The 23,357-nt window shown below is 66.9% G+C and carries 16 protein-coding genes; 3 read left to right on the forward strand and 13 right to left on the reverse strand.

The window, feature by feature from the left end; translation table 11 throughout:
• Window positions 1-400 precede the first annotated feature (400 nt).
• On the forward strand, window positions 401-5,173 hold the full coding sequence (locus HUA78_RS03465; protein WP_174475657.1) for a metallophosphoesterase: 4,773 nt from the start codon (window positions 401-403) through the stop codon (window positions 5,171-5,173).
• A 417-nt stretch (window positions 5,174-5,590) separates the two neighbouring features.
• Here HUA78_RS03465 and HUA78_RS47635 read toward each other — a convergent pair whose 3' ends face one another.
• Window positions 5,591-6,313, reverse strand: coding sequence for a reverse transcriptase domain-containing protein (locus tag HUA78_RS47635; protein ID WP_371745482.1), 723 nt, complete (start codon window positions 6,311-6,313; stop codon window positions 5,591-5,593).
• Between the two features lie 48 nt (window positions 6,314-6,361).
• Window positions 6,362-6,799: a hypothetical protein gene (locus tag HUA78_RS47640; protein ID WP_371745483.1), complete on the reverse strand. Its 438-nt coding sequence runs from the start codon at window positions 6,797-6,799 to the stop codon at window positions 6,362-6,364.
• Window positions 6,800-7,511: 712 nt separating this feature from the next.
• Between HUA78_RS47640 and HUA78_RS03475 the strand changes: the two genes are divergently transcribed.
• Both HUA78_RS03475 and HUA78_RS03480 read left to right on the forward strand, forming a co-directional pair.
• Window positions 7,512-9,362 carry a DUF262 domain-containing protein gene (locus HUA78_RS03475; protein WP_174475658.1) on the forward strand — a complete coding sequence of 617 codons (1,851 nt, stop codon included), beginning with the start codon at window positions 7,512-7,514 and terminating at the stop codon, window positions 9,360-9,362.
• Between the two features lie 453 nt (window positions 9,363-9,815).
• Window positions 9,816-11,288: a hypothetical protein gene (locus tag HUA78_RS03480; RefSeq protein WP_174475659.1), complete on the forward strand. Its 1,473-nt coding sequence runs from the start codon at window positions 9,816-9,818 to the stop codon at window positions 11,286-11,288.
• A gap of 53 nt (window positions 11,289-11,341) precedes the next feature.
• Here the strand turns inward: HUA78_RS03480 and HUA78_RS03485 are convergent, their stop codons facing one another.
• From HUA78_RS03485 to HUA78_RS45885, 11 genes are all read right to left on the reverse strand, one after another.
• Entirely contained in the window at window positions 11,342-12,538 is a 1,197-nt protein-coding gene (locus HUA78_RS03485; protein ID WP_174475660.1) for a hypothetical protein, read from the reverse strand.
• Window positions 12,535-13,104 carry a cytochrome c gene (locus tag HUA78_RS03490; protein WP_174453171.1) on the reverse strand — a complete coding sequence of 190 codons (570 nt, stop codon included), beginning with the start codon at window positions 13,102-13,104 and terminating at the stop codon, window positions 12,535-12,537. The genes HUA78_RS03485 and HUA78_RS03490 overlap by 4 nt, the downstream gene beginning before the upstream one ends.
• Window positions 13,101-13,622 carry a DUF3341 domain-containing protein gene (locus HUA78_RS03495; RefSeq protein WP_174475661.1) on the reverse strand — a complete coding sequence of 174 codons (522 nt, stop codon included), beginning with the start codon at window positions 13,620-13,622 and terminating at the stop codon, window positions 13,101-13,103. The genes HUA78_RS03490 and HUA78_RS03495 overlap by 4 nt, the downstream gene beginning before the upstream one ends.
• Window positions 13,619-15,100, reverse strand: a complete 1,482-nt coding sequence (gene nrfD, locus HUA78_RS03500; protein WP_174475662.1) for an NrfD/PsrC family molybdoenzyme membrane anchor subunit — start codon at window positions 15,098-15,100, stop codon at window positions 13,619-13,621. The genes HUA78_RS03495 and nrfD overlap by 4 nt, the downstream gene beginning before the upstream one ends.
• A complete protein-coding gene (locus tag HUA78_RS03505) occupies window positions 15,097-18,078 on the reverse strand; it encodes a TAT-variant-translocated molybdopterin oxidoreductase (protein ID WP_174475663.1) in 2,982 nt (993 codons plus the stop codon). The genes nrfD and HUA78_RS03505 overlap by 4 nt, the downstream gene beginning before the upstream one ends.
• Before the next feature lie 12 nt (window positions 18,079-18,090).
• Window positions 18,091-18,714, reverse strand: coding sequence for a cytochrome c3 family protein (locus HUA78_RS03510; protein WP_174475664.1), 624 nt, complete (start codon window positions 18,712-18,714; stop codon window positions 18,091-18,093).
• Complete coding sequence (locus tag HUA78_RS03515) at window positions 18,711-19,343, reverse strand: respiratory nitrate reductase subunit gamma (RefSeq protein ID WP_174475665.1); 633 nt, start codon at window positions 19,341-19,343, stop codon at window positions 18,711-18,713. Before HUA78_RS03515 ends, HUA78_RS03510 begins: the two co-directional genes overlap by 4 nt.
• Window positions 19,340-20,182, reverse strand: a complete 843-nt coding sequence (locus tag HUA78_RS03520) for a c-type cytochrome (protein WP_174475666.1) — start codon at window positions 20,180-20,182, stop codon at window positions 19,340-19,342. Before HUA78_RS03520 ends, HUA78_RS03515 begins: the two co-directional genes overlap by 4 nt.
• 507 nt (window positions 20,183-20,689) lie before the next feature.
• Window positions 20,690-21,088: a hypothetical protein gene (locus HUA78_RS03525; protein WP_174467918.1), complete on the reverse strand. Its 399-nt coding sequence runs from the start codon at window positions 21,086-21,088 to the stop codon at window positions 20,690-20,692.
• 41 nt (window positions 21,089-21,129) lie between these two features.
• Window positions 21,130-22,242, reverse strand: coding sequence for a cytochrome-c peroxidase (locus tag HUA78_RS03530; RefSeq protein WP_174475667.1), 1,113 nt, complete (start codon window positions 22,240-22,242; stop codon window positions 21,130-21,132).
• A gap of 184 nt (window positions 22,243-22,426) precedes the next feature.
• Complete coding sequence (locus HUA78_RS45885) at window positions 22,427-23,299, reverse strand: YfiM family protein (protein ID WP_217442328.1); 873 nt, start codon at window positions 23,297-23,299, stop codon at window positions 22,427-22,429.
• Between the last annotated feature and the right edge of the window lie 58 nt (window positions 23,300-23,357).

Below are 23,357 nucleotides of genomic sequence, written 5' to 3' on the forward strand. Positions count from 1 at the left end.
GGCTGGCTGTGGCGGCTTGAGCTTCAACACCACTCGGCCTGGGGAGACCCGCGCGCCGGGGCGAGTCTCGCACCTGCCGTGGGTTGGCCCACGGTGCTCCAGAATCGCTCTCACCTCTCCCTCCTCCTTCTCGTACGCCAGCACTTGCCTCCTGCCTCCACACCTCTTGCTGGCGAACACGTCGAAGTCGAACCTCCTGCTGAGCAACTCGGCGAAAGTCCTCTCGCGGTGTCCTCTCCTTCATCCGCTCCTTGCTGGCCGCTGCCTCAAGCCCCGCGCTCGCCTCCTGCGCGCCTGCTTGAGGGACCAGCAATGACAACAGTAGACCCACCAGCGGCTTTTCGCCGACGACCAATCGGTGCATGCTGGGTCTCCCAATCTGTCTGCCTTGGGGGGGCACGTGGCGCAGCTCAACTGGCTTCACTTCTCGGACCTTCACATTGGGACTCGCGGCTCACGGCTTCTTCAGCCGGAGTACCGGGATGCGCTGGAGAAGGATCTTCGAAAGCTGTACGCGCGCACAGGTCCCTGGGACCTGGTGTTCATCTCGGGAGACCTGACGAAGTCTGGCAGTGAGCGAGAGTTCGAATTGGTGCGCTCGACGCTGGACTCGCTCTGGAAGTTCTTCAACAGCCTCGGATCCAACCCCACGCTGCTCGCTGTGCCAGGCAACCACGAGTTCCTGGGAGCATCCCAGTTGCGCGCCACGGACGCCAGACGGGCGTTCCATCAGGCTTCAGGGCCCGACGAAAGCATGTGGGAGATTCGTGCAGGCCTTTCTCCCTTCACGGAGTGGTTCAACGCATGGCGGCATGCGCATCCAACGCCTGCGTTGCGGAGCTTCAGCCCTGGGTTGCTCCCGGGCGACTTCACCGCGACGGTGCTCAAGAACGGACTGAAGGTGGGCATCGCCGGGCTCAATTCCATCTTCCGGGAGGGCGCCAATACGAAAATGACGTGGAAACACGAGGTCGATATCCAGCAACTGGATGCGGCCATGGATGACACTCCGCTTGAGTGGGCTCGGAGCCATGAGGTCGTCATGCTCCTCTCCCACCACGGTCGATCGAGGCTTCATCCCCAAGCACTGGAGCAGCTTTCGGCCGTCATCACGCCACCCGAGGGGGTCTTGGTCCACCTGTGCGGCAGCTCTCGAGGCAGGCGCGTCTTTTCTTCTGAGAAGGGCATCAGCCCCTCCAGCCTCTATGCGCCTTCGCTCTTCGGCTGGGAAGATCCAGATGTAGGGCCTCGCGGCTGGGGCTATATCGCGGGAAGCATCGAGATGGGTTCCGGCAGTGCGGCCGCCCGGCTGACTCTCTTCTCTCGCGTGGCCATGCAGTCCCGGGCCGGCATGACGCTCATTCCGGATGCACAGCTTCATACCCCTCCGGGCGAGTCATTTTCCACGGACCTTGCGACTTCACGGAACACGAGTCTCGGGTTGGGTGCGGCGCTGGCGATCGTCCGAGGAAAGGCATCCGGTCCAAAGAGCGAACGTGATGACACCGGCCTCCGTGTCGTGAAGGCGCACCCCGGGCCGACGAGCGACGTGCCGCCGGGGATGACCTACCGGGAGTCACTGAGCACGGGACACGCGGTGGTCGGATGGATGGCGTGGGCCCCTTCGGGCGACACGCTTGCAGTGGGCCTCGTGGACGGTCGGCTTGTGACCTGGGAACTGGCAACGGGCGCCCCGCGCTCGGTGCAGGCCCACGAGACGGAGATTGTGGATCTCTGCTTTGCAGCGGACGGAGGGATGCTCGCATCCCGATCCAAGCACCATTTGTACTTCTGGAACGTGAACGGGACACGGGCGATGAAGATGGCACCCGTCGAGATGAATGGAATGGTGGTCGCGTGGTCGCCTTCCGGGCTCGTGGCCTTTGATAACGTGGCAGGTGAAGTTCTCCTCTGGGAGCGGGTGGACTCGATGTGGTTGGGCCGTGCGCGGGTCCGCACGAATCTGGCGGCTGTGTTCTCCATGTCATGGTCACCAAGCGGGGACCTCCTGGCTGTCGGAGGGAGTAACCAGAAAGGGCATGGGACGTTTGTCGTCTTCCGCGTCGTGCTGGATTCCTCTTGGCTGGCGACTCAGGTGCTGGAACAAGGAGTGAATGGGAAGGCGGACATCCTCGACTTGACCTGGCATCCGGTGGAGCCGTGGCTCGTGCTTGCTTGCCGGGACAGGACCGTGCGCGTCTGGAATACACACTCGGACACGTCGGTCGCCGTGCTCGAAGGGCACACGGATGCCGTCATGGGCGTGTCGTTCTCCAGTGATGGAAGGTTGCTCGCATCCAAGTCCCTGGATGGAAGCGTGCGCCTCTACCGAACGGACACCTGGACGGAGGTGGCGAGGCTTGAGGAACTGGCTTCCCCTCTGTCCTCCGCGGGGCTGGCCTTTTCTCCGACGGCCTCTGTCCTGGCTACGCTGGGTCCTGAAGGCGTCGGGGTTCGTCTATGGGACATCGATGTCGATGCCCTGCTGAGTACCGCAGTACCGCCACCCACGGTGCACGTGGTCAGCGCCAAGGTGGTGCTGGTAGGAGAGGGACGCGCGGGCAAGAGCTGTCTGGCCCAGCGGATGATCGAAGACCGCTATGAGGACCTGGGCTCCACTCATGGCATGCGGTTCTGGACCATGCCTGTGCCTCCCGAACCCGGCAACGTGAGTTCACATCGTGAAGTCATCCTGTGGGACATGGGCGGGCAGAGCGAGTATCAGCTGGTGCATCAGCTCTTCCTCCACGACGCCTCCCTCGCGCTGCTGGTCATGGAGCCGGCGAGAGGGAAGCCGGCGCTCGATGAAGTAGAGGGGTGGAACCAGCGATTCCTGGTCCAGACGACAGGTCGCACCGTCCGCAGGCTCTTGGTGGGTACCAAGCTGGACGATGCGCACGCGCCGGCGGACTCGGGGGCGATTCAACAACTTGTCCAGCGCCTCGGCTTCACGGATTACATCCCGACCAGTGCCAGGGTTGGGCGGGGCATCGCCGACCTGAGGGCCGTGCTGGCGAGTACCGTCGCATGGGACATGCTCGAAAAGGTGAGCCGCCCCGAGCTCTTCCAGCGGCTGCATGAGTATATCCAGCGGTTGCGCGGCGAGCGCCGGGTGGTCATCACCTTCCCAGACCTGGAGGCTGAGCTGCGGCGGGAGCTGGGTGGCCCCGTGGACGCAGAGGCGCTCCATGCGGTGGTGGCCCAGCTCGCGCGCCGGGGACTGCTGGCGGATACGCGCATGGCGGATACGACGCGGGCACTCATCTTGGACGTCGAGCAGGTGGAGCGTTATGCGGGCTCGCTCATCCTGGCCGCGAGGGACAATCCGCACGGAGTGCCCGCCATCGACGTGGCGAAGATGCGCTCGCGCACGACACAGTTCCCACGCATCCGGTCCGACGAGCGGCTTCGATGGGACCAGGAGCTCATTGTGCTCGATTGCGTCACCCAGCTCCTCATCGAGCATGGACTGTGCCTTCGTCATGAGGGCTTACTCATCTTCCCATCCCTCTTCAGGCCTCTGCCACACGAGCGCTCGGACGTATTTGCGTACTCCGTCTCGCTGCACTACGACTTCGGGGGGCCCGTCGACAACATCTATGCCTCGCTCGTGACTTCACTCGCCATGAGTCGGGGGTTTGGACAAATGCGCTTGTGGGAGGACCGGGCCGAGTTCAGCTGGGCCGGGACTGGCATGGTAGGGGTCCGGTGCGTCCAGCGTGGCCCTCAGGGCACACGCGGCTTCGCCCGCGTGGATCTCTACTTCGATAGCGAAACGTCCCGGGACAAGCGAGAGTTGTTCGCCAGTTTCGTCGAAACGCACCTCGCCGAGCATGGCGTGGAGTTGGTGGAGGGGATTTCCATCACATGCAAGTGCGGCTGGGTGTTCGAAGAAGAGGTGGTTCTCGCGCGAATCGAGGCGGGGCAGGCTGATGTCGGTTGTCAGGTGTGTGATTGCAGGACGCCGCTCATGCAAGGGGTCCGCGCATCTCAGACCATGAACCCGGAGTTGGTGACGAAGACACGGGTGCTGCGCACGCGCGTCCAGGAGCAACGGTCACAGAGCATCACGGAGACCAAGGTCATCATGGCGGAAGCTGACAGGCTTGCACCGGCGCAGGACGAGACTCCCATCCGAATCCTCCATTTGAGCGACCTTCACGTGGGGGCGGGGCAAGACCCACTTGCCCTGCGCGAGCCTCTCATGGCGGACCTGAGGGACCAGGAGGATGGTCTGGGCGTGAGGCGCGTGGACTATCTGGTTATCTCTGGTGATATCACCAACCGGGCGACACCGGAGGAGTTCGAGCAGGCCCGCAAGTTCGTGTCCGAGCTCATCCACGAACTGAGCCTGACATCCGAGCGTTGCATTATTGTTCCCGGCAATCACGACTTGCACTGGGACACGGATGTCTACTTCACCAAGAAGAAACGGCTGGTGCTTGAGCAGGACCTCAAGCCGGGCTCTTTCCACATCGAAGGAGACATGTACCTCGTGAGAGACGATGCGAGGTACCCCGAGCGTTTCCGCCACTTCTCCGAGTGTTTCTACCATCCGCTGTTGCAGAAGGAGTACCCGCTCTCTGAGAAGCAGCAGTGCATCCCATTCTTCTTCAGCGACACGCGTCTCCAGTTCCTGGCCATGAACTCGGCCTGGGAGATTGACGAATACTTCCGGAATCGCTCCAGCATCAACGAGAGTGCACTATCTCGAGGATTGGTGGATGCGGAGAAGCAGGTTGCCGATGCGCGCAAGGGGGGTACGCTCGCAACAGATGCGAAGGTCCTGCGGTTGGGCGTGTGGCACCACCCTGGCACAGGCAATGAGAAGATTCAGTCGGATGCATTCATGCAGCGGCTGCAAAGGGCGGACGTCCGAGTTTGCCTGCATGGTCACGTTCACGAAGACCGCGCGGACCTGTTCAACTACGACATGAACCCGACGCGCAGGATTCATGTTGTGGGAGCCGGCAGCTTTGGAGCGCCCACGAAGGACCGTCCAGAGTCAGTCCCCCGGTTGTACAATCTCATCGAGGTGAAGCGGGACCTGAGTGGTATCCGCGTCCACACGCGCAGCCTGCGCAAGCAGGGGGGAGCGTGGGGGCCTCACGCGGTCTGGAAGGGCCCGGAGAAGAATGTGATGCGCGCGTTCTATGACGTACCCATGACGTAAGCCAGTTCCGGACCCGGCCGCGAGCTTCGAAGCCACCCTCTTCAATTCCGACGCCAAGGCCCACGCCGCGCATAGGAAGGGCAGGAGCGCTATCGGGGGTAGAAGGCAGGAGCAGAGCGGGAGGCGAGGGACGCTGAGGGGGAGCCTTCTCACGCGGTCGGGTCGGGGGCCGGCGCGGTGGTGTACAGGCTCCTCTTGGCCGTCTCCGCCGTTTCCGCCTTCGTGCTCGAGTAGAGCGCGCCATCACTCCGTCTCCGGTCCCCGCCACATCGAACCGGACAGGCGGGTTTCCCGCATCCGGCTCGCCGCGAAGGCGTCATCTCACCGGGGTTATGGTCCCGCTCGTTGGGAGGTCCGCTTTCAGGGCGGCGTAGTACCTCACCCGGTAGTCATTGAAGAGACCCCAGCTTCCGTACACTACGTCCTTACTCCACGCTTCCAACCGAATCCCCCTCGCTTCGCTCTCTTCGCAGCGAACCACCTCACCTTGAGCTCGACGTGGTGCTTCCCCCTGTCGAGCGCCTGGTACGAGTTTCCCCACCGGAAGTAGTTCACCCAGCCGTGCACAATGGCATTCACTTCCGCCACGGCTGACTGCACCGCAAGTGCTCGGCTGTCCCGCAGGACGTAGCGCACGCGGCGCAGGACTTCGGTGACTTTCTCTCGTCGAGGATTCGTATTCGGGTACCACGTCCCCGTCTTCGGGCTCCTCTTCCACCGGAAGTCGAAGCCCAGAAACGCAAAGGAGGCGCCACGGTCGGTCATTGTCACCGTCCGCGTCTTCTCCGTGTTGAGCGACACGCCGAGTGCCTCCGCCCCCTGGCGGATGCGCTCCAGCGCCCGGGATGCCCACCTCCGTCCCTTCTCGGAATCGGGGGCAAGCACCACCATGTCGTCCAAGTACCGCGCGTAGCTGAGAAAGCCTCGTCCTCGGTCCAGAGCATGGTCGAGGTCGTTCAGCGCGATGTTGGCCAGCAACGGGGACAGGGGCGAGCCCTGCGGGATTCCATTGCCCCCCGTGCTCTTCAGGAACTGGTTTACGAGCGCAAGTACCTCGTCGTCCTGGACTCTTCGGGCCACCCGCTCCAGCAACGGCGCGTGCCGGATGCTGTCGAAGTATGCCTTCAAGTCCACGTCCACGACGTGGTGCCTGCGCCGTCGCAGCCCCTGCCGCACGGTGTCGATGGCTTAATGCGCCGAGCGCCCCGGCCTCGCCCCAAAGGAGCTGCCCGAGAAGTCGGCCTCGAAGATTGGCTCCAATACCAGCCGGAGAGCACCTTGGACGACGCGGTCTCGAATTGATGGAATCGAGATGACACGCACCTTGCCACCCTCCTTCGGAATCTCTCTTCGTCGGTACGGTCTGGGGCGGTAGGTGCCTGCGCGGAGTTCCTCGGCGACCGCACCGAGAAACCCTGCCCGTCCCTCATCCTCAATATGCTCGAAGGTAATGCCGTCTTGCCCGGGAGCCCCTCCGTTGCGCTTGGCTTCCAGGTAGGCGGCTTCGAGCACCTCGGGATTGAGGACGTGGACGTACAATCCCCAGAAGCGATGCTTCGGGGCGGATTTCGCCCGATGACCTATCCTCGCGCGGAGTTCCTGCGGACTGATGGTGGGCTTTGTCATCCCGCTCCCGCCTCGCTCCTCTGCTCGGAGTGCCTCCGGTAGGGGCCCTTCGCTCCACGGGTATTACCCCGCTTCCGCGCTACTACGACCCCATCCGCCGGGCTCTCGCCTTCGCCGGGCTTCGCCTCATCGGCTCGCCGCGGTTACCTTGCTTCCGCAGGTTTTCTCTGCAGGGCGAGGAGCCCTTCCCTGTTTCCACTCATGTCCTTGTGCGCGTGCCGTCGCCCTCTACCTCGCCGGGTGGTGCGCCCCTCGGTCGTTCTGCGGGGACGCCCTGCTGCCTTCGCCGTAGTTGTGGCGGCTCGGCCCCCGGAGGTATCAATTGACGGGGCCTCGACTGGGCATTCACTCGTCGTTACGGCCCGCGCACTCGCTCACCCCGCTGAAACGGGGCGTTGTCAGTGGGCTTCACCGCAGGGGTCTCCCCTGTCGGCGCCACCCCAGCTATGCGGCCTTGACCTGCTGCCGCCTCGGGACTTTCACCCTACGGGTCCATGAGTTCCTCCAGGCATCACACAACTACCTTGACGCTCACCGTACGTGTGGTGGGTGCTGGCGACCCCATGGTCGCGAATTGTAAGTGCCGTAATGGTGCCCATCAATCACAGTCCACGCCTCCCCGGTAGGGGCACTGGGGGCCGGTCAGTGTCCCTGCGTCACACCGTGGGCTATCCTCGAAGCCTCTCGGCGGAATCGTCCGCACCCGGTGCCTATGTCTACATTCGACTCGACCAAGACCCAGCTCAGCGTGCTGCTCTCGAGGGTTGTGGAGGGCAAGCTGCAATTGCCCGATTTCCAGCGTGGATGGGTCTGGGACGATGAGCACATACGCTCCCTGCTGGTCAGCATCGCGCGCTCGTTCCCCATAGGCGCGGTCATGCTTCTCGAGACCGGTGGCGAGACACGCTTCCAGGTGCGCCCGGTCGAGGGCGTCGACCTGCCACCGAATTCTTCCGCCCTCACCGAGCAGCTGCTCCTCGATGGTCAGCAGCGCCTCACGTCACTCACGCAGGTGCTGAAGTTCGACAAGCCCGTGGTGACGCGCGACGCGAAGAAGCGGGAGCTTCGGCTTCACTACTACTTCGACATCGAGAATGCGCTCCAGGGGCCCGACTCCCTCGCGGATGCAATCAAGGCCGTCGACGAGCAGCGCACGCTGCGCGAGGACTTCGGGCGCAAGGTGGTGCTCGACCTCAGCACGCGCGAGAAGGAGATCGAGACGTTCCACTTCCCGTGCAGCCAGATTCTCGATTCGAGCAAGTGGGAGTACGCGCTCGTCCAGGCGGACCGCGACAAGTTCATGCGGTTCATGGAGTTCCGCGAGAAGGTGCTCGACCCGTTCCGCCGTTACATGCTGCCGGTTATCAGCTTGACGAAGGCCACCTCGAAGGAAGCCGTCTGCCTCGTCTTCGAGAAGGTGAACACGGGGGGCGTGCCGCTCACGGTCTTCGAGCTCATCACGGCGACATGGGCCGCCGATGGCTTCAACCTGCGTGATGACTGGTTCGGGCCTCGTGGCAAGGGGGGTCGTCAAGCACGGCTCAGCAAGAGGCCGCTGCTCCGCGACCTCCAGCCGACGGACTTCCTGCAGGGGTTGTCGCTGCTCTACTCGCTGGAGCGGCGCAAGCAGGACCTCGCTGCGGGGCGCTCCGGGAAGGAGGTCACCAGCGTCACCGCGAAGCGTGAGCACGTGCTCGAGATGCCGCTCACCGTGTTCAAGAAGTGGGCAGAGCCGTTGACCCAGGGCTTCGAGCAGGCCGACCGCTTCTTGCGGAGCGAGGGATTCCATCACCCAAAGTTCCTCCCATACCGGACGCAGCTCACGCCCCTCGCCGCGGTGCTCGCGCACCTCGGGGAGCGCTGGCTCGAGCCGCAGATTAAATCGAAGCTCGCGCGGTGGTTTTGGTGTGGCGTCTTCGGCGAGCTCTACGGCGGCGCGGTCGAGACCCGCATCGCGCTCGACGTGCAGCAGCTCCTCACGTGGATCGACGGGTCCTCGACGCAAGAGCCGGCCACCGTGCAGGCCGCCGGGTTCAACCCGAACCGCCTCGACACGCTTCGCTCACGTACGAGCGCCGCGTACCGTGGGCTCTACGTGCTGCTCCAACGTGAAGGCGCCCGCGACTTCTTCTGGAAGACGCGCATGGTCGACCTCGACCGCGACGAGGCGAAGCTCGACATCCACCACATCTTCCCGAAGAAGTGGTGCGAGGACCGTGGCATCGCTCCTCGCGTCTTCAATGCCATCGTCAACAAGACGGCCATCTCCTACAAGGCGAACAGGATGATTGGCGGCAAGGCACCGTCGCTGTACTTGGCGCAGATCCAGGACCATTCCCAGGTCCAGTTGGCCGAAACCAAGATGGACGACATCCTCGCGAGTCATGTCATCCAGCCGGCGCTCCTGCGGACCGACTCGTTCGACGCGTTCTATGCCGCCCGCAGGAAGGCGCTGCTGGCGCTCGTCGAGCGTGCGATGGACAAGGTGTCGGCCGAGGCGTCGTCCGTCGTCGCCGACGATGGCGAGGAAGAGGACGTCGAGGAGGCGGACGAGGCCACCTGACGCTTCTGCTCCACGTGGGGGCCGCGGCACTTGCCGAGGGGCCGTACGAGCCCTCCCGCGTTTCCCGTGCGAGGGCTCGCGCCCTGCGTGAACGCAAGGGGCTCCGGGGATGGCGCCGCCCGGGACGGGACGGGCCCGTCCCTCGTTGCGCGTGTGCGCCCTGCGGGCCTCCGATGATTCCCCTCTCCGGTCTAGACCCCTCCCCCCTCCCCCATCCGCCGCCCGCAACCACTCTCGACAACGTCGGTTGGGACACTCCCACATGCCGGGCCAGTGTCGCGGCACTCACCGCGCTCGGGCCCACCATCCGCTTCACCATCTGCGCCTTGAATGCGTCTGTGTACGGCACTGCAAGCGCCGTGGGGCTCGCGATCAGCGCCTCACGCAGGTCTACAGGGAGCTTGTGCACCACCCCACCGGGCACGCTCTTGCGGGTCACGGAAGAGAGTCGGAGTGCAAGGGCCATCGGCGGTCACGCCGTTCGCTCGCTGGCCGTCGCGCGACCACGCGATCACCATTTGCCGCCACGCCAGATTCGGCAATACTTTTCCGACCATGCTCCAACGGCCCTGGCCCCTTGAGCTCACCGCGCGGCAGCTGATCCGCGATGACGTCTCCGTCGAGTCGCGTCTATCCGTGGTAGGGCTCGTTCGACTCGACGAAGTCCTGGCTGGACGCATGGCTCGCGGCATCAAGAGGGAGGTCGCCGAGTCCTGGATCGACATCCATCGCGGTTGGCTCAACGAGCGTTTCGGGTCCGAGGACCTGATGCCCGCCTTCACTCGGTGTTCTCGGCTACGGGACATCTCTGAGCTGCGCCTCGACTGCGACTGGCTCGGTGTCACGGGGGTAGCCGAGGTGCTTGCGTCACCGCTCCTGCATCACCTGGACGAACTCGAGCTGGCCGCCGGGCTCCACACGGTCGAGGCATACGAGCCGCTGGCTCGGCGCAAGATGACCCACTTGCGCCGCTTCGGCCTCGCGATGCCCGACGCCCAGGATGGTGACATCCCCGTGGGTGATGATCTGGCCGACCTCCTCGCGGCTGCCGGTCTCGAGCGTCTGGAGAGCCTCACGCTCCCCCGCGTCGGCATCGGCCCGGCGGGGCTGAGTCGTCTGTTCGACCTGCCCGCGTTGGCCTGGTTGGACCTCGCACGTTCCGAGATCGGCGAAGAGGGCTGCCACGCCCTGGCCCGAGCCTCGAGCCTGTCTCGCCTTCGAGGGCTCGATCTCGAGGGCTGTCTCGGCTTCGACGATGCCGGCGACTCGGCCTTGCCTGGCCCCGGCTTCTCGGCGCTCATGACGTCGCCGCGCCTGGCCGTCGCGCATCTCAGTCTGGGCGACGTCCCGGGAGCCGCCGCGGTGGTCGCCGGCTCGGCACGCATGACGACCGTCGAGCACCTCGTTCTCTGGGCAGTCGAGGATGACGAGCTCGCGTCCCTCATCGCGTCTCCCTACCTGACCGCTCTGCGCCACCTGCACCTACGGAGCTGCCATCTTTCGAGTACGACCCTCACCGGGTTTGGACGGTCTCCGCTTCTCGCCGCACTCGAGTCTCTGACCCTGAGCAACGATCTCACGGCGTCGCAGCAAGGTCTCGTCGCTCGGCGCCTGCCGCGCCTGCGCGAGCTCCGGCTGGAGGTCAACCACACGACCGCGGACAGCCTCGGCCGCGCCGACTTGCCCAACCTCACCGAGCTACACCTCGACTTCGACGCAACGGTCATGAGTCAGGATGAGGAGGTCGCGGGAACCGATCTGGATGCTGTCATCGCCGCGCTCGTGAGCGCGAAGGGCATGCCGCGTCTGACAGGGGTCGTCACGTCACCTGTTTCGCCCGAACACATGGACAGGCTCGTCGGCCGCTTCGGTACGGGATTCCGGACCAAGGGGTACTCGCTGACTGGCTCGGCCCAGGAGCGTTGAATCGCGACCCGAAAGGGTCAGCAACCACGGACTTGATTCTCTCGGGTCGTGCGTCAGGTGTGGTGGTGCAGGCTCTCCACCAGGTACGGGTCTCCCACCGGCAACATCGGCGACGTCCTCACCGCCCGAGTCACCGCCAGCGTGAACAGCGCCCCCACCCCCACCAACCCCGCCAGCTCATACACCCCCACCGTCAGCCCCTCCGGCTGGTGCGCGGGCGCCACCATCAACTGCAAATCCAACCAGCGCCCCACCAGCAGCACTCCCGCCACTCGTAGCAAGTGCGTCGGGTTCATCTTCGCGGGACGCGGCAACAACAACACGAACGGCAGCGCCCAGTTCAACACCACATTCACATAGAACGGCACCTCCCATCCGCCGTGCATCCGCGCGATGAAGTAGACCGTCTCCTCCGGAATGTTCGCGTACCAGATGAGCATGAACTGCGAGAACCAGAGGTAGGCCCACAGCGTCGCGAAGCCGAACATCAGCTTGCCCAGGTCATGCAAATGACTGGAGTTGAGCCGAGGTAGCGCCCCCGCCCGGTGCAGCAGCACCGCCACCACGGTGATTGCACACACGCTGGAGCTCAAGAGCCCCGCCACGTTGTAGAGCGCGTAGATGGTGCTGAACCAGTGCGGCTCCAGGCTCATCAGCCAGTCGAACGCCGCCAGGCAGAAGGTCAGCGAGAAGAGCACCAGGAACACCGCCGACACCGTCACGTTCTTCCGGGTCAACGGCTCGCCATGCTCCACGTCCTGTCGCAGCGAGTTGCGCCGCAACATCCACGTGAAGCCCACCCACACCGCCAACATCACCCCCATCCGAATCGCGAAGAAGGGAACGTTGAGGAAGGCCGCCTTCTCATGCAGCAGGTGGTCCGTCTCCATCACCCCCGGCCTCGCCCACGGATACAGCTTCGTGACGAACGGCAGCAGCGCCAGCATCGTCACCGCGCCCCAGGGCACGTAGGAAGCGAACGCCTCGGGAATGCGCTTGAAGACGGTGAACCACCCCGCGTTCGCCACGTACATCAGCGCGAGGAACACCGCGCCGCCCAACCCCAGGCACAGGAAGTAGAAGCCGCTGGTGAGCAGACTCGACAGCGCGCGCTCCGGAGCCTGCACCAACCCCAGCACGAGCACTCCCAGCCCCGCCCCCGCCGCCACCTGCGCCGCGCGGTGGAAGACGGGCGAGACCGCGAAGCCACCCCGCGACTCGGTGGCGACTGCATCGATAGGGGCGCTCATGGCGTCTCCTTGCGCGCCGTGCGCGCGGGGTTCTGGAGCGTGCGGAGGTAGTGGACCAGCTTCCACCGGTCCTCCGGCGCCACCTGCGAGCCGTGGGCCGGCATCAATCCCTGCCCATGGGTGATGATGTGGAAGATGCGTCCATCGGGAAGTCCCACCGCGTGCTCCGCCAGCAACGAGGGCGGCATTGGGAAGCGCGCCGTCACCGGACCATCCCCCAACCCTCCGGCCCCATGGCATGGCGAGCAGTAGCGCAGGAATGCCGTCTGGCCGCGCGCCACCACCTCGGGCGACGAAGGATACGGATTGCGCAGCTCGCTCCCGGCCCGCTCGGCCGCGTCAGGTCCGGCGAGCAGGTGCAACGGGAGGTGGCCTCGCGGCACGGTGCCCTTCGCCGGAGTCAGCAGCGTCTTGCCGTCCCCCGTGTTCGGGTTGGGCGCGAAGCTGTCGTACGGCACCGAGGCCACCATGTCCGGCGCGTACTCGAAGTTCGGCCGCGTCTCGTCCTGCTCACAGCCACCGACGGCCAGCCCCAGCGCCGCCAGTCCCACCCAGGTCTTCCTCACGGCGCCACCTCCCTCAAGTCCGTGGCCACCGCGCCATGCCGGCGCAGCAGGTCCTCGGCCGCCTCCAGCGACTCCGGGGACTGGCGCGGCGCGATGACAATGGCGAACCGGTCATCCGTCACCCTGGGCAATGTCTGGCGCTTGTTCCCCGGAAACAGCCGGGCCCTCACCAGGAACGCCGCCACCGTGCTCAGCGCGGCGAACAACACCGTCAGCTCGAACGTCACGGGGATAAAGGCCGGGAACGAGTTGAACGGCTTGCCTCCCACGTTGAGCGGCCAGCTCACCACGCTGGTGTAGATCTGAAGTGACAGGGCCAGCGTGCAGCCCAGGAGCCCCGCGCCAAAGCACACCCAGGTGAGCCGACCAGGCTTGAGCCCCATCGCATCATCCAGGCCGTGCACCGCGTAGGGCGTGTACACGTCGCGCAGGTCATGGCCCGCCTCTCGCACAGCGCGGGTGGCTTCGAGGACCTGCGCCTCATGCTCGAAATAGCCGATGAGGACCGGGGCGCTCATACGGGGACGTCCTTCCGGGTGGCGATGGCCAGCGGCGGGTTGAGTCGGGGCGACGCGGGCTCCGGCGACACGTCCCTCGCGGGGGCATGCGTCGGGGGATGCGCCTCGGCGTGCTCGTGAGGGCTCCTGGCGAAGCCCAGGACACTCTTCACCTCGCCGATGGAGATGATGGGCAGCACGCGCACGAAGAGCAGGAACAGGGTGAAGAAGAGGCCGAACGTCCCGATGAAGGTCCCCACCTCCACCATCGTCGGCGTGTACATGGACCAACTGCTGGGCAGGAAGTCGCGGTGCAGGCTGGTGACAATGATGACGAACCGCTCGAACCACATGCCCACGTTGATGACCAACGACAGCGCGAAGATGGCCGCGGGCGACGTGCGAATCTTCTTGAACCAGAACAGGTGCGGCGACACCACGTTGCACGCCACCATGATCCAATACGCCCACGCGTAGGGGCCGAACGCGCGGTTCATGAACGCGAAGCGCTCGTACGGATTGCCCGAATACCAGGCGATGAAGAACTCCGTCGCATACGCCAGCGAGACGAGGCCACCGGTGACGATGATGACCTTCGTCATGTTCTCCAGGTGGCGCAGCGTAATCAGGTGCTCGTAGCCCAGCACCACGCGGGTGATGATCATCAACGTCAGCACCATCGCGAAGCCGCTGAACACCGCTCCTGCCACGAAGTACGGCGGGAAGATGGTGGTGTGCCAGCCGGGAATCACCGACGTGGCGAAGTCCATCGAGACGATGGTGTGCACGCTGAGCACCAGCGGCGTCGCCAGCCCCGCGAGCAGCAGGTACACCGTCTCGTAGCGGCTCCACGTTCGGTGCGAGCCCGTCCATCCCAGCGACAGCACCTTGAAGACGGCCTTCTTCACGCCCGCCTTCAACCTGTCACGCACCGTGGCCAGGTCCGGAATCAGGCCCACGTACCAGAACACCGCCGACACGGTGAAGTACGTGGAGATGGCGAACACGTCCCACAACAGCGGCGAGCGGAAGTTCACCCACAGGCTGCCGCGAGTATTCGGGTAGGGCAGCACCCAGAAGGCCAGCCACGGCCGGCCCATGTGGATGACGGGGAAGAGCGCCGCGCACATGACGGCGAACAGCGTCATCGCCTCCGCCGCGCGGTTGATGCTGGTGCGCCACTTCTGCCGGAAGAGGAAGAGGATGGCGGAGATGAGCGTGCCCGCGTGGCCAATGCCCACCCAGAACACGAAGTTGGTGATGTCGAACGCCCAGCCGATGGTCTTGTTCAACCCCCACACGCCAATGCCGGTGCCCACCTGGTACGCGACGATTCCCGCGCCCGTGCCCAGCACGGACACCGCTGTCGCGAACGCCGCCCACCACTTCCACGTGGGCGCGCGCTCCATGGGTGCGCAGATCTCCTCGGTGAGCTGGCCCAGGGTGCGCGGCTCTGTAACCAGCGGCACGCGCAGCGGGGACAGGTGCTGTTGGCTCATGTTCCGCTTCCCGACCCGGTGTTCCGGATCTTCGTGAGGTAGGTGATGGACGGCCCGATGTTCAGCTCCTCCAGCAGCCGGAACGCGCGCCCGTCCTTCGCCAGCTTCGCCACGCGGCTGTTCGGGTCATTCACGTCCCCGAAGTGGATGGCCTTCGCGGGGCAGCTCTGCTGACAGGCCGTCTGGATGTCGCCGTCCTTCAGCGCCCGGCCCTCGCGAACAGCCTCCGCCTTGCCCTCCTGGACGCGCTGCACGCAGAGCGAGCACTTCTCCATGACGCCCCGGCTGCGCACCACCACGTCCGGGTTGAGCACCATCCGCTCCAGCGGCTCGTCGTGCGGATAGTCGAACCAGTTGAAGCGGCGGACCTTGGTGGGGCAGTTGTTCGCGCAGTAGCGCGTGCCCACGCAGCGGTTGTAGACCTGCTGGTTGAGCCCCTCGCTGGAGTGCACCGTCGCGAGCACCGGGCACACCGTCTCGCACGGCGCGTTCTCGCAGTGCTGGCACATCATCGGCTGATGCACCACCTGGGGGTTCGCCTCGTCGCCCTGGTAGTACCGGTCGATGCGCATCCAGTGCATCTCGCGCTGCCGCAGCACCTCCTCGCGCCCCACGCTGGGGATGTTGTTCTCCGCCTGGCACGACACCACGCACGCCGAGCAGCCCGTGCACGCACTCAGGTCCACCGTCAGCGCCCACCGGTGGCCCTTGTACTCATGGCCGGACCAGATGGAGAGCGGATGGGCGCCGTTGCCACCATGCCCGCCGTGCTCCTCGTTGCCCGCGCGCGGATTCGCCAGGAACGCGGCCAGCTCCGCCTCGCGCACGTGCGGCCGTCCCTCCAGGCTCGAGTGGGTCTGCGTGAGCGCCAGCTTCTGCCGCTCCCCCGTCCCCACCACCGTCGCCCCCGGCACCGAGCGCCGCACGCGCCCGTCCACCACCGCCGCCAGCGGGAAGACATTCGTGCCCACGCCGTCGCCGATGCGCCCTGCCCGCGTCCGGCCGTAGCCCACCGCGATGCCGAGCGCGGACGGGTGCGTCCCCGCCTGCACCAGCACGGGCAGGGACAGCGACTCGCCGCCCACGCGCACCTGCACCACATCGCCGTCGCGCAGGCCCAGCTCCTTCGCCCGTGAGGGCGCGATGAGCGCGGGGTTGCCCCAGGTCGCCTTGGTGATGGGGTCCGGAACCTCGTGGAGCCAGGCGTTGTTCGCGAGCGCGCCGTCGCGCAGCGCCACCGAGGGGAACAGCACCAGCTCCCACTCCACGGACGGACGGGCCACCGAGGCCAGCACCTTCGGTAGCGCGTCCTCGCGGAAGGACTGAGGCACCATCGGTGCCAGGGGAAGGGTCACGACACCTCGGCGGACCGCGTCGTCCCAGAAGGCACCGAAGGACGGCCCCGCCTGCGTGGCGTGTGGGAAGACCTCCACCTCCCAACGAGCCCGCAGGAAGTCATGATGGGACACGGGGGCGTCCGCCCACTTCAACAGCGACTCCACGGCGTCCCGGGTGTCATGCAGCGGTGCCACCGCGGGCTGACGCAGGGAGAGCACACCTCGACGAGGCTCCGCGTCACCCCACGACTCCAGCGGCGTGGAGGCCGGGGCATGCAGCTTCGTCAGGAGCGCCGTCTCATCCAGCCGGTCATTGAGCGCCACGGTGAGCGGCACGCTCTTCAACAGCGCGCCCAAGGCGTCTCCTCGTGGGTCCGCATGCGCGGGATTGACGCCGAGGAAGAGCACCGCGCCCACGCTCCCCGCGCCCAGCTCGGTCAACAGCTCGCCGTAGGACAGGGCCTGCTCGTCCAGCGCCACGCCCTCCGTCGGAAGCACCGTGGTGCCTTCATTGCCGAGCAACACGTTCGCCGTCGCGGCCAGCACCTGCGACGCCACTTCGTCACCGCCGCACACCACCAGCGACTCCGTGCGGTGCGACCACAGGGCGGCGGCAAGCTCGTCCAGCGCGGCCTCCTCCAGTCGCGAGGCCGGCAGTTCCTTCAAACCCGGGACGGAACGCCCCGCCTTCGCCGCGAGCCGGCGAACCACGTCGCCCAGGACGAGCGTCACCTCGGAGGGTGCCACCACGAAACGACGGTCGGCGGCGGCTCCGGTGAGCGTCATCACCGGCTCAATCTGGTAGTGCCGCGCCATCGACCTTCGCCCGGCGGCGTCGCGCGCCTCGGTGTACTGGCGTGTGAAGGCCACCGGCGACACCCACGTGCCCAGGAAGTCGGCGCCAAAGCTGGCGATGACCTGGGCCCGGTCGAAGCGATGGTCGGGCACCACGCGCGCGCCGTGCGTGAGGCGCCAGGCATCACCTATCGCGGCCAGCTCACCCAGCGGCTCGTAGCGCACCGTGCGCGCCAGCGGGTGCGCGGCCAGGAATTGCTTCACTCCCGCCTCGGCGGTGGGCCCCATCACCCACGGCAGCACCAGCCGGATGGACTTGCCCTCCTCGGCCGCCTTGCGCAGCCCGGCCTTCACCTCCGTATCGAGGTCCTTCCACGACACGCGATTGCAGGCGCGCGAAGGAAACCGCGCGCGGCTCGCGTCATAGAGCGAGAGCACGGACGCCTGCCCCACCGCGCACACACCTCCGCGCGACACGGGGTGCTCGTCATTACCCTCCACCTTGATGGGACGGCCGTCGCGCGTCTTCAGCAGCAGACCGCAGCGCGCGGAGCAGCCCTCGCAGGTGGACGCGTACCAGAGCGCCGTGCCCGGCATGACTTCGTCCGGCCGGGACACGTAGGGGATGAGCTTCTGCACCGGCGCGCGCTGACAGGCCACCATGGCCGCGGCGGCGCTCAGGCCCATCATCTTGAAGAAGTCGCGGCGGCTGCTCGCGTCCGGTGGTGTGTCCGCGACGCCCACCGGGAGTTCCTCGGGGAACTCGTCGCGCTTCTGCTCGAGCCACGCGGCGTCGGTGGCCTGCTCGGCCAGGCTCTGCCAGTACTTGGGAAGGGTGTCGGACATGGCGAGAGGTCCTCAGCGGTGGCAGCCCGAGCAATCCGAGGGCGGCCGGAGGATGCGGGGGGATTTGGACGGCTCGGGAAGAGGCGTGCCGGAAGACAGGGCCAGCAGCTCACCCGCGCGCGGTGCGGACGGCGTTGGCGCGGTCAGCGACTCCGTCGACGTCTTGCGGTGACAGTCCAGGCACCAGCCCATGGTCATGGGCTCCACCTGCTCCACGCGCACCATCTCCTGGACCTGGCCGTGGCACGCCTGGCACTTCAGCCCCGCGGTGACGTGGCTCGCATGGTTGAAGAAGGCGTGGTCCGGCAGACGGTGGACCCGCACCCACTCGATGGGCGCATTCGCCGCCACCGCCGCCGCCACCTTCTGGATCTCCGGCGAGTCCTTCTTCACCTGCGTGTGGCAGTTCATGCACACGCTGGCGGAAGGCACTCCCGCGTGACGACTGCGCTCCGCGCCCACGTGACAGTACTGACAGTCCAGTTCGTACTGGCCCGCGTGGACGGCATGGGAGAAAGCCACCGGCTGCGCGGGCATGTGGCCCTGCTGGTTGTTCACCGGGCCACTGCATCCCCCAAGGCTCAGCGCCGCGAGCGCACCGGCGTAGCCCAGGGCACGGAAGGAGCCGCGGCTCATGGCGTCTCCTCACGAGGCGTGGCGAGCAGCCCAGGATCGACTGGCTCGGGAGCACGCGCCGGTGCCGTCACCCGACTCATCCGGAAGAAGGGCGCCAGCGCCAACAGGCCAAAGCCCGTGAGCAGGTGGACCTGGAAGACGAGCGGCGCGGTGCGAATCAGCGTCGAGTCTGGCTGGAAGGCCAGCACCGAGCGCAGGTACGGCACCACCACGTGGACGAACCAGGCGGAGCCCCAGCGCAGCGACACCGCCACGTACACGCCCGTGAGCACCTGGGCGAACACCAGCCCCAGGGCGACCGCCGCGCCCCACTGTCCCTCGCGTGCCCGGCGCAGCGTCAGGGAGAACAAGCCCCAGCCCAGCAGCAGCGCGCCGATGAGGCTCACCGACTCCAGCGCGAACAGCCGCGATGGCGAGGCGTTGAAGGCCTGCATCGCGCGAGGCGCGGCGAGGCCCAGCAGGTGGTTGAACGCGACGATGGCGGCGCCCGCGAGCACGGCGCGACCGGCGGGAGTCCAGGGAGAACCCGGCGCGGGCGTCTCACGCAGCGTCAGCTTGCGGATGATGCCCGCGAGCGCGATGCCCGCCGCCGCGTATGGAACGAAGGAGAAGAGGAGGGAGTCGCTCACGAGTGACCTCGCGCGGACGGCGTGGTGAAGACCACCCCGATGAAGCCCAGCGCCGCGACCAGCCCGACGACGCCCAGGTAGAAGAAGTCGCGGTCCGCGCGCGGACGGCTGCCATCACGAGAGGCGTCCGCGAGGTAGGCCTTGAGGGCGTATTGCTCCTCCTCAATGAGCGGCGCCTTCGCGTAGAGCGCGCCCATCATCGGCCCCTCCAGCTTCGCGAGCGCGGGCCGCATTCCCTTCTCGCCCATGCGCGCGAAGGCGAAGGTGAGGTTGGGGCCCAGCGTGCCGCCACCCGCGATGCCCAGGCCACGCACGTCATGGCAGCCGATGCAGGCGGCGCCTCCGTGAGTCAGTGGCTCGGTGCCGTCGAAGAGACGACGGCCCCGCGCGATTTCCTCGGGCGTGGCATCCGTGCCCATCTTCTCCGCTGGAGAGGGCTTGCAGCCGCCCCTCCCCTTCTGCGTGCACTCGCGGAAGAAGGCGAAGAGGCTGGCACGCTCCGCGTCGGACAACGCCTGGTCCGGCATGCGCACGCCGTTGAACTTCGCGAGCAACTCACCCGCGATGGGGTCTCCCGCGTCGATGAGCGCGCCCGGGCTCTTGATGAAACGGGTGAGCCAGGCTTCGTCGCGACGCTCCAGCACCCCGTGCAGGTCCGGACCAATACGGTCGCCCTCGCCCACCGAGTGGCAGGTCGCGCACCGCTGGGTGAAGAGCTGCGCGCCCTGTCCCGAGGCCTGCGCCAGCGCGGACGGCGCGGCCAGCACGGCCAGGAGCGGAATGATGGGGACGAGCGTTCGCTCCTGACGCGGCCATCCTCCCAGCACACGTGTCCGCATTGCTGCGTGCCCCTCCTCACGGGGAAGCCGAGCCCATTGCTCGGCACACGCGGCATCAGTGCAACCAGGAGGCCAGGGGGCTCATCGGCTCAGGGCCGCACGGAGCACCGGAAATCGTGAGAAGGGAGCGCAGCATTTGCGCCGCGTGACGCGAGCGGACGCACCGTTTGCCAGGGCACGAACGGACTCGGGCTCCGCGCCACGCCTCCAAGGCGGCGTCCTACCGGGCCGGTGCGCATGCGCCGTCGGCTCGCGCGGCAGGAAGCACCGTGACGCACGGAAGCGAGCCTGCCCGGCAACGAGCAGCTTCGACCTCGACCGGGTGCGCGCATCCCAATGGAGGCCTCGTCCGCGCCACGAGAGGTCGGCAGGGCTCGCTCGCACCTCCGTGCAGGGAGGGCCGACGAGCAGCCCTGCGCGCTGCTGGGAGCGGTGCACGCCCTCCAGCGGAGACGAGCAACACAGAGCCGCGCGGGGAGCCATGCGCTCCACCCGCGCGGCACGGGCTCACATCGCGGTGCTGGTGAACACGCCGCGGCCGATGGCCATGATGCCACCGATGATGAACACGAAGGCGAGCCCCACGCCCACCAGCGGCAGCGCATAACCGGGCTGCGGACGTCGGCGGTTGACCGAGAGGAGCACCTGCGCGACGACGGCGGCCAGCACCATCATCACGATGTGGCCGATGAGCGCCGGGTAATAGAAGCGCGTCACCAGCACGAGGATGCCGAGCAACACCTGGAGGTGCAGCAGCCCCGCGAAGGAAGCGCCGAGGATGCGTCCGCCCTTGTCGAACGGACGCTTCGTGGCGAACCCGAAGGCGAAGTAGGCGATGGCCAACACGCCCGCGAGCAGCACCAGATAGCGAAGCCCTGAGTGGGCGTAGAAGAACATTCGGTCCATGGGGCTCGCGGTTTAGCAACGCACGGGGTGGGAAGCACGTTTCAAGACGGATCTGCCTCGGGCGTCTTCTTCGTGCTGGGGGGAAGCGGCGGCGCGGCGATGCGCTCTCGGGGCGGCAGCGCCCCCGTGAGGCTCGTGAGGAAGGCCACCAGGTCCTCCACCTCCCCGTCCGTCAGCGTCCGCGCCAACTGGTGCTTCGCCATCAGTCGCACCATCGTCGGCAGGTCCTTCACGCTGCCGTCATGCAGGTACGGTCCCGTCCGCTCGACGTCACGCAGCGTGGGCACCCGGAACTTGCCCCGGTCATCCTCGTTCTTGGTCGCGTCGAACCGGCCCGCGTCCGTCAGGCCCGGGTAGTCCTCCAGCAGCCCCAGCTTCTGGAACGACAGGCCCCCCACCGCCGGGCCGTTGTGGCACGTGGTGCAGCCCGTGACGACAAAGAGCTGGAGGCCGCGCAGCTCCGGTTCGGTCAGCGCGGCATGTTCGCCCGCGAGGAAGCGGTCGAAGCGCGAGGTCGTGGTGAGCCCCCGCTCGAAGGCGGCGATGGCGCGCGCGGCGTTCGTCAGTGACACCGGCCGCTTCTCCCCGGGAAACGCGTCGCGGAAGCGCGTGACGTACTCGGGAATGGACGACAGCGTGGCCACCACGCGCCGCTCGTCCGGCATGGCCATCTCCACCGGGTTCAGGATGGGGCCGGACGCCTGCGCCTCCAGCGTGTCCGCCCGCCCATCCCAGAACTGCGCGATGTGGCCCGCCGCGTTGTAGACGGTGGGCGAGTTGCGCGTGCCCTTCTGCCCTTTGTGCCCGTCCGACAGCGCCTTGTTGTCCACGCCGTAGGTGTCCAGGCCGTGGCACGTGTTGCAGGAGACGTCGTGGTTCTTCGACAGGCGCGGCTCGAAGAAGAGCATGCGGCCCAGCAGCACCTGCGCCTCGGTGTCCTTGGGCGCGAGCTTCGCATCCTTCGCCAGAGGAAGCGGGCGGAAGAAGTGCGCGAGCTGCTCGGGCGTCATCGGCTTGGGGCCCTTCGGCTTCGGAGCGGCCTGCGCCACCACCGGCGCGGGCGCTGCGACCTCCTGCTTCCGCTCGCACGCCGTCAGCCCACCCGCGCCGAGCGAGGTCAACGTGAGCAGCGTCAGGAACCGATTGCGCGACATGAGGCACTCCAGGGGCGTGGACAGGGCGGCACGCTACCAGTCCACCTCCCGCGTGGCGCCCGCGTCTTGATGACGCACCCCACGCCCTCTTTCAGCGTCCATCAGCCCCGCCGTCAGCGGTCGCCCCCTCGCCGCCTCGCTCCACGGACATGCGGGTCCGGGCTGCGCGGCCGCGGAGGCGCGGCTACCTCCTCCTCTGGACCAGGTCATTCCGCAGCGGCGCATCCGCGCCATGACGCGCGGCGGAAGTGCCCGGCTCCGAAGACGACGAGGAGGATGGATGCGGGATGAACGCGCTGGGGAGACGGACGAGACGCCCGAGGACATCGAGGTGCTCGTCTGTCGCAAGTGCCTGATGCGCGGCGGCGCCAGGTCGGGTGGCATCGAGCTGCCGCGCTGGCTCCAGCGCTCGCTGAGCGAGCGAGGGCTCTCCGACTCCGTGCGGGTCATGCCCACCGGCTGCTTGCGGCAGTGCCCCCGAGGACAGGTCACCGTGCTCGTCACCGGCGGAGGCGCGCGACAAGGCAGTGCCTTGATGACGGTGGAGCCGCTCATGGAGCGCGAGAAGCTGCTGCGACTCATCGAAGCGCGCGCGCGTCCCGACGAAGACCTCTTGTCGACCCGGTCCGACGCCACGTCCTCCGGGGACGAGCACGACGAGCGGAACATCCCGTCGTAGCGTCGCCGCCGGGCCCGCACTCGACGGTGGACCGAAGACGAGCCGGTCGATCAGCCACGCCACGCCCAGACCCGTCGCCGTCCCCGCCGCGTCCCACGCCAGGTCCTTGAACGAGAAGCGCGTCCCACGCCCCAGGTCGTACAGTTCCTTGCCCACGCCGACCCCGAGCGCGAGCCCAGCGCCCGTCCACAAGCGCGCCTCGGGCAGCTCGAAGAGAAGCGCGCCCGCGCCATAACCCACACCCGCCAGGACGAAGCACGCCGCGAAGTGCTTCGGCTTGTCGGAGCCCAGCCAGTCATCTCCTGACGCGGCCCGCGCGGGAGTCGTGGTGGACAACAGCAGCAGCGGGGCAACCAGGCGCTTGGAAAGGGTCCGCATGCCCAGGCATGTAGCACCCCACGGACCGTCCAGGTGGCTCGCCCGGAGCGTGGCAGAG

Source organism: Myxococcus sp. CA033 (assembly GCF_013336625.1).
GTDB lineage: Bacteria > Myxococcota > Myxococcia > Myxococcales > Myxococcaceae > Myxococcus > Myxococcus llanfairpwllgwyngyllgogerychwyrndrobwllllantysiliogogogochensis.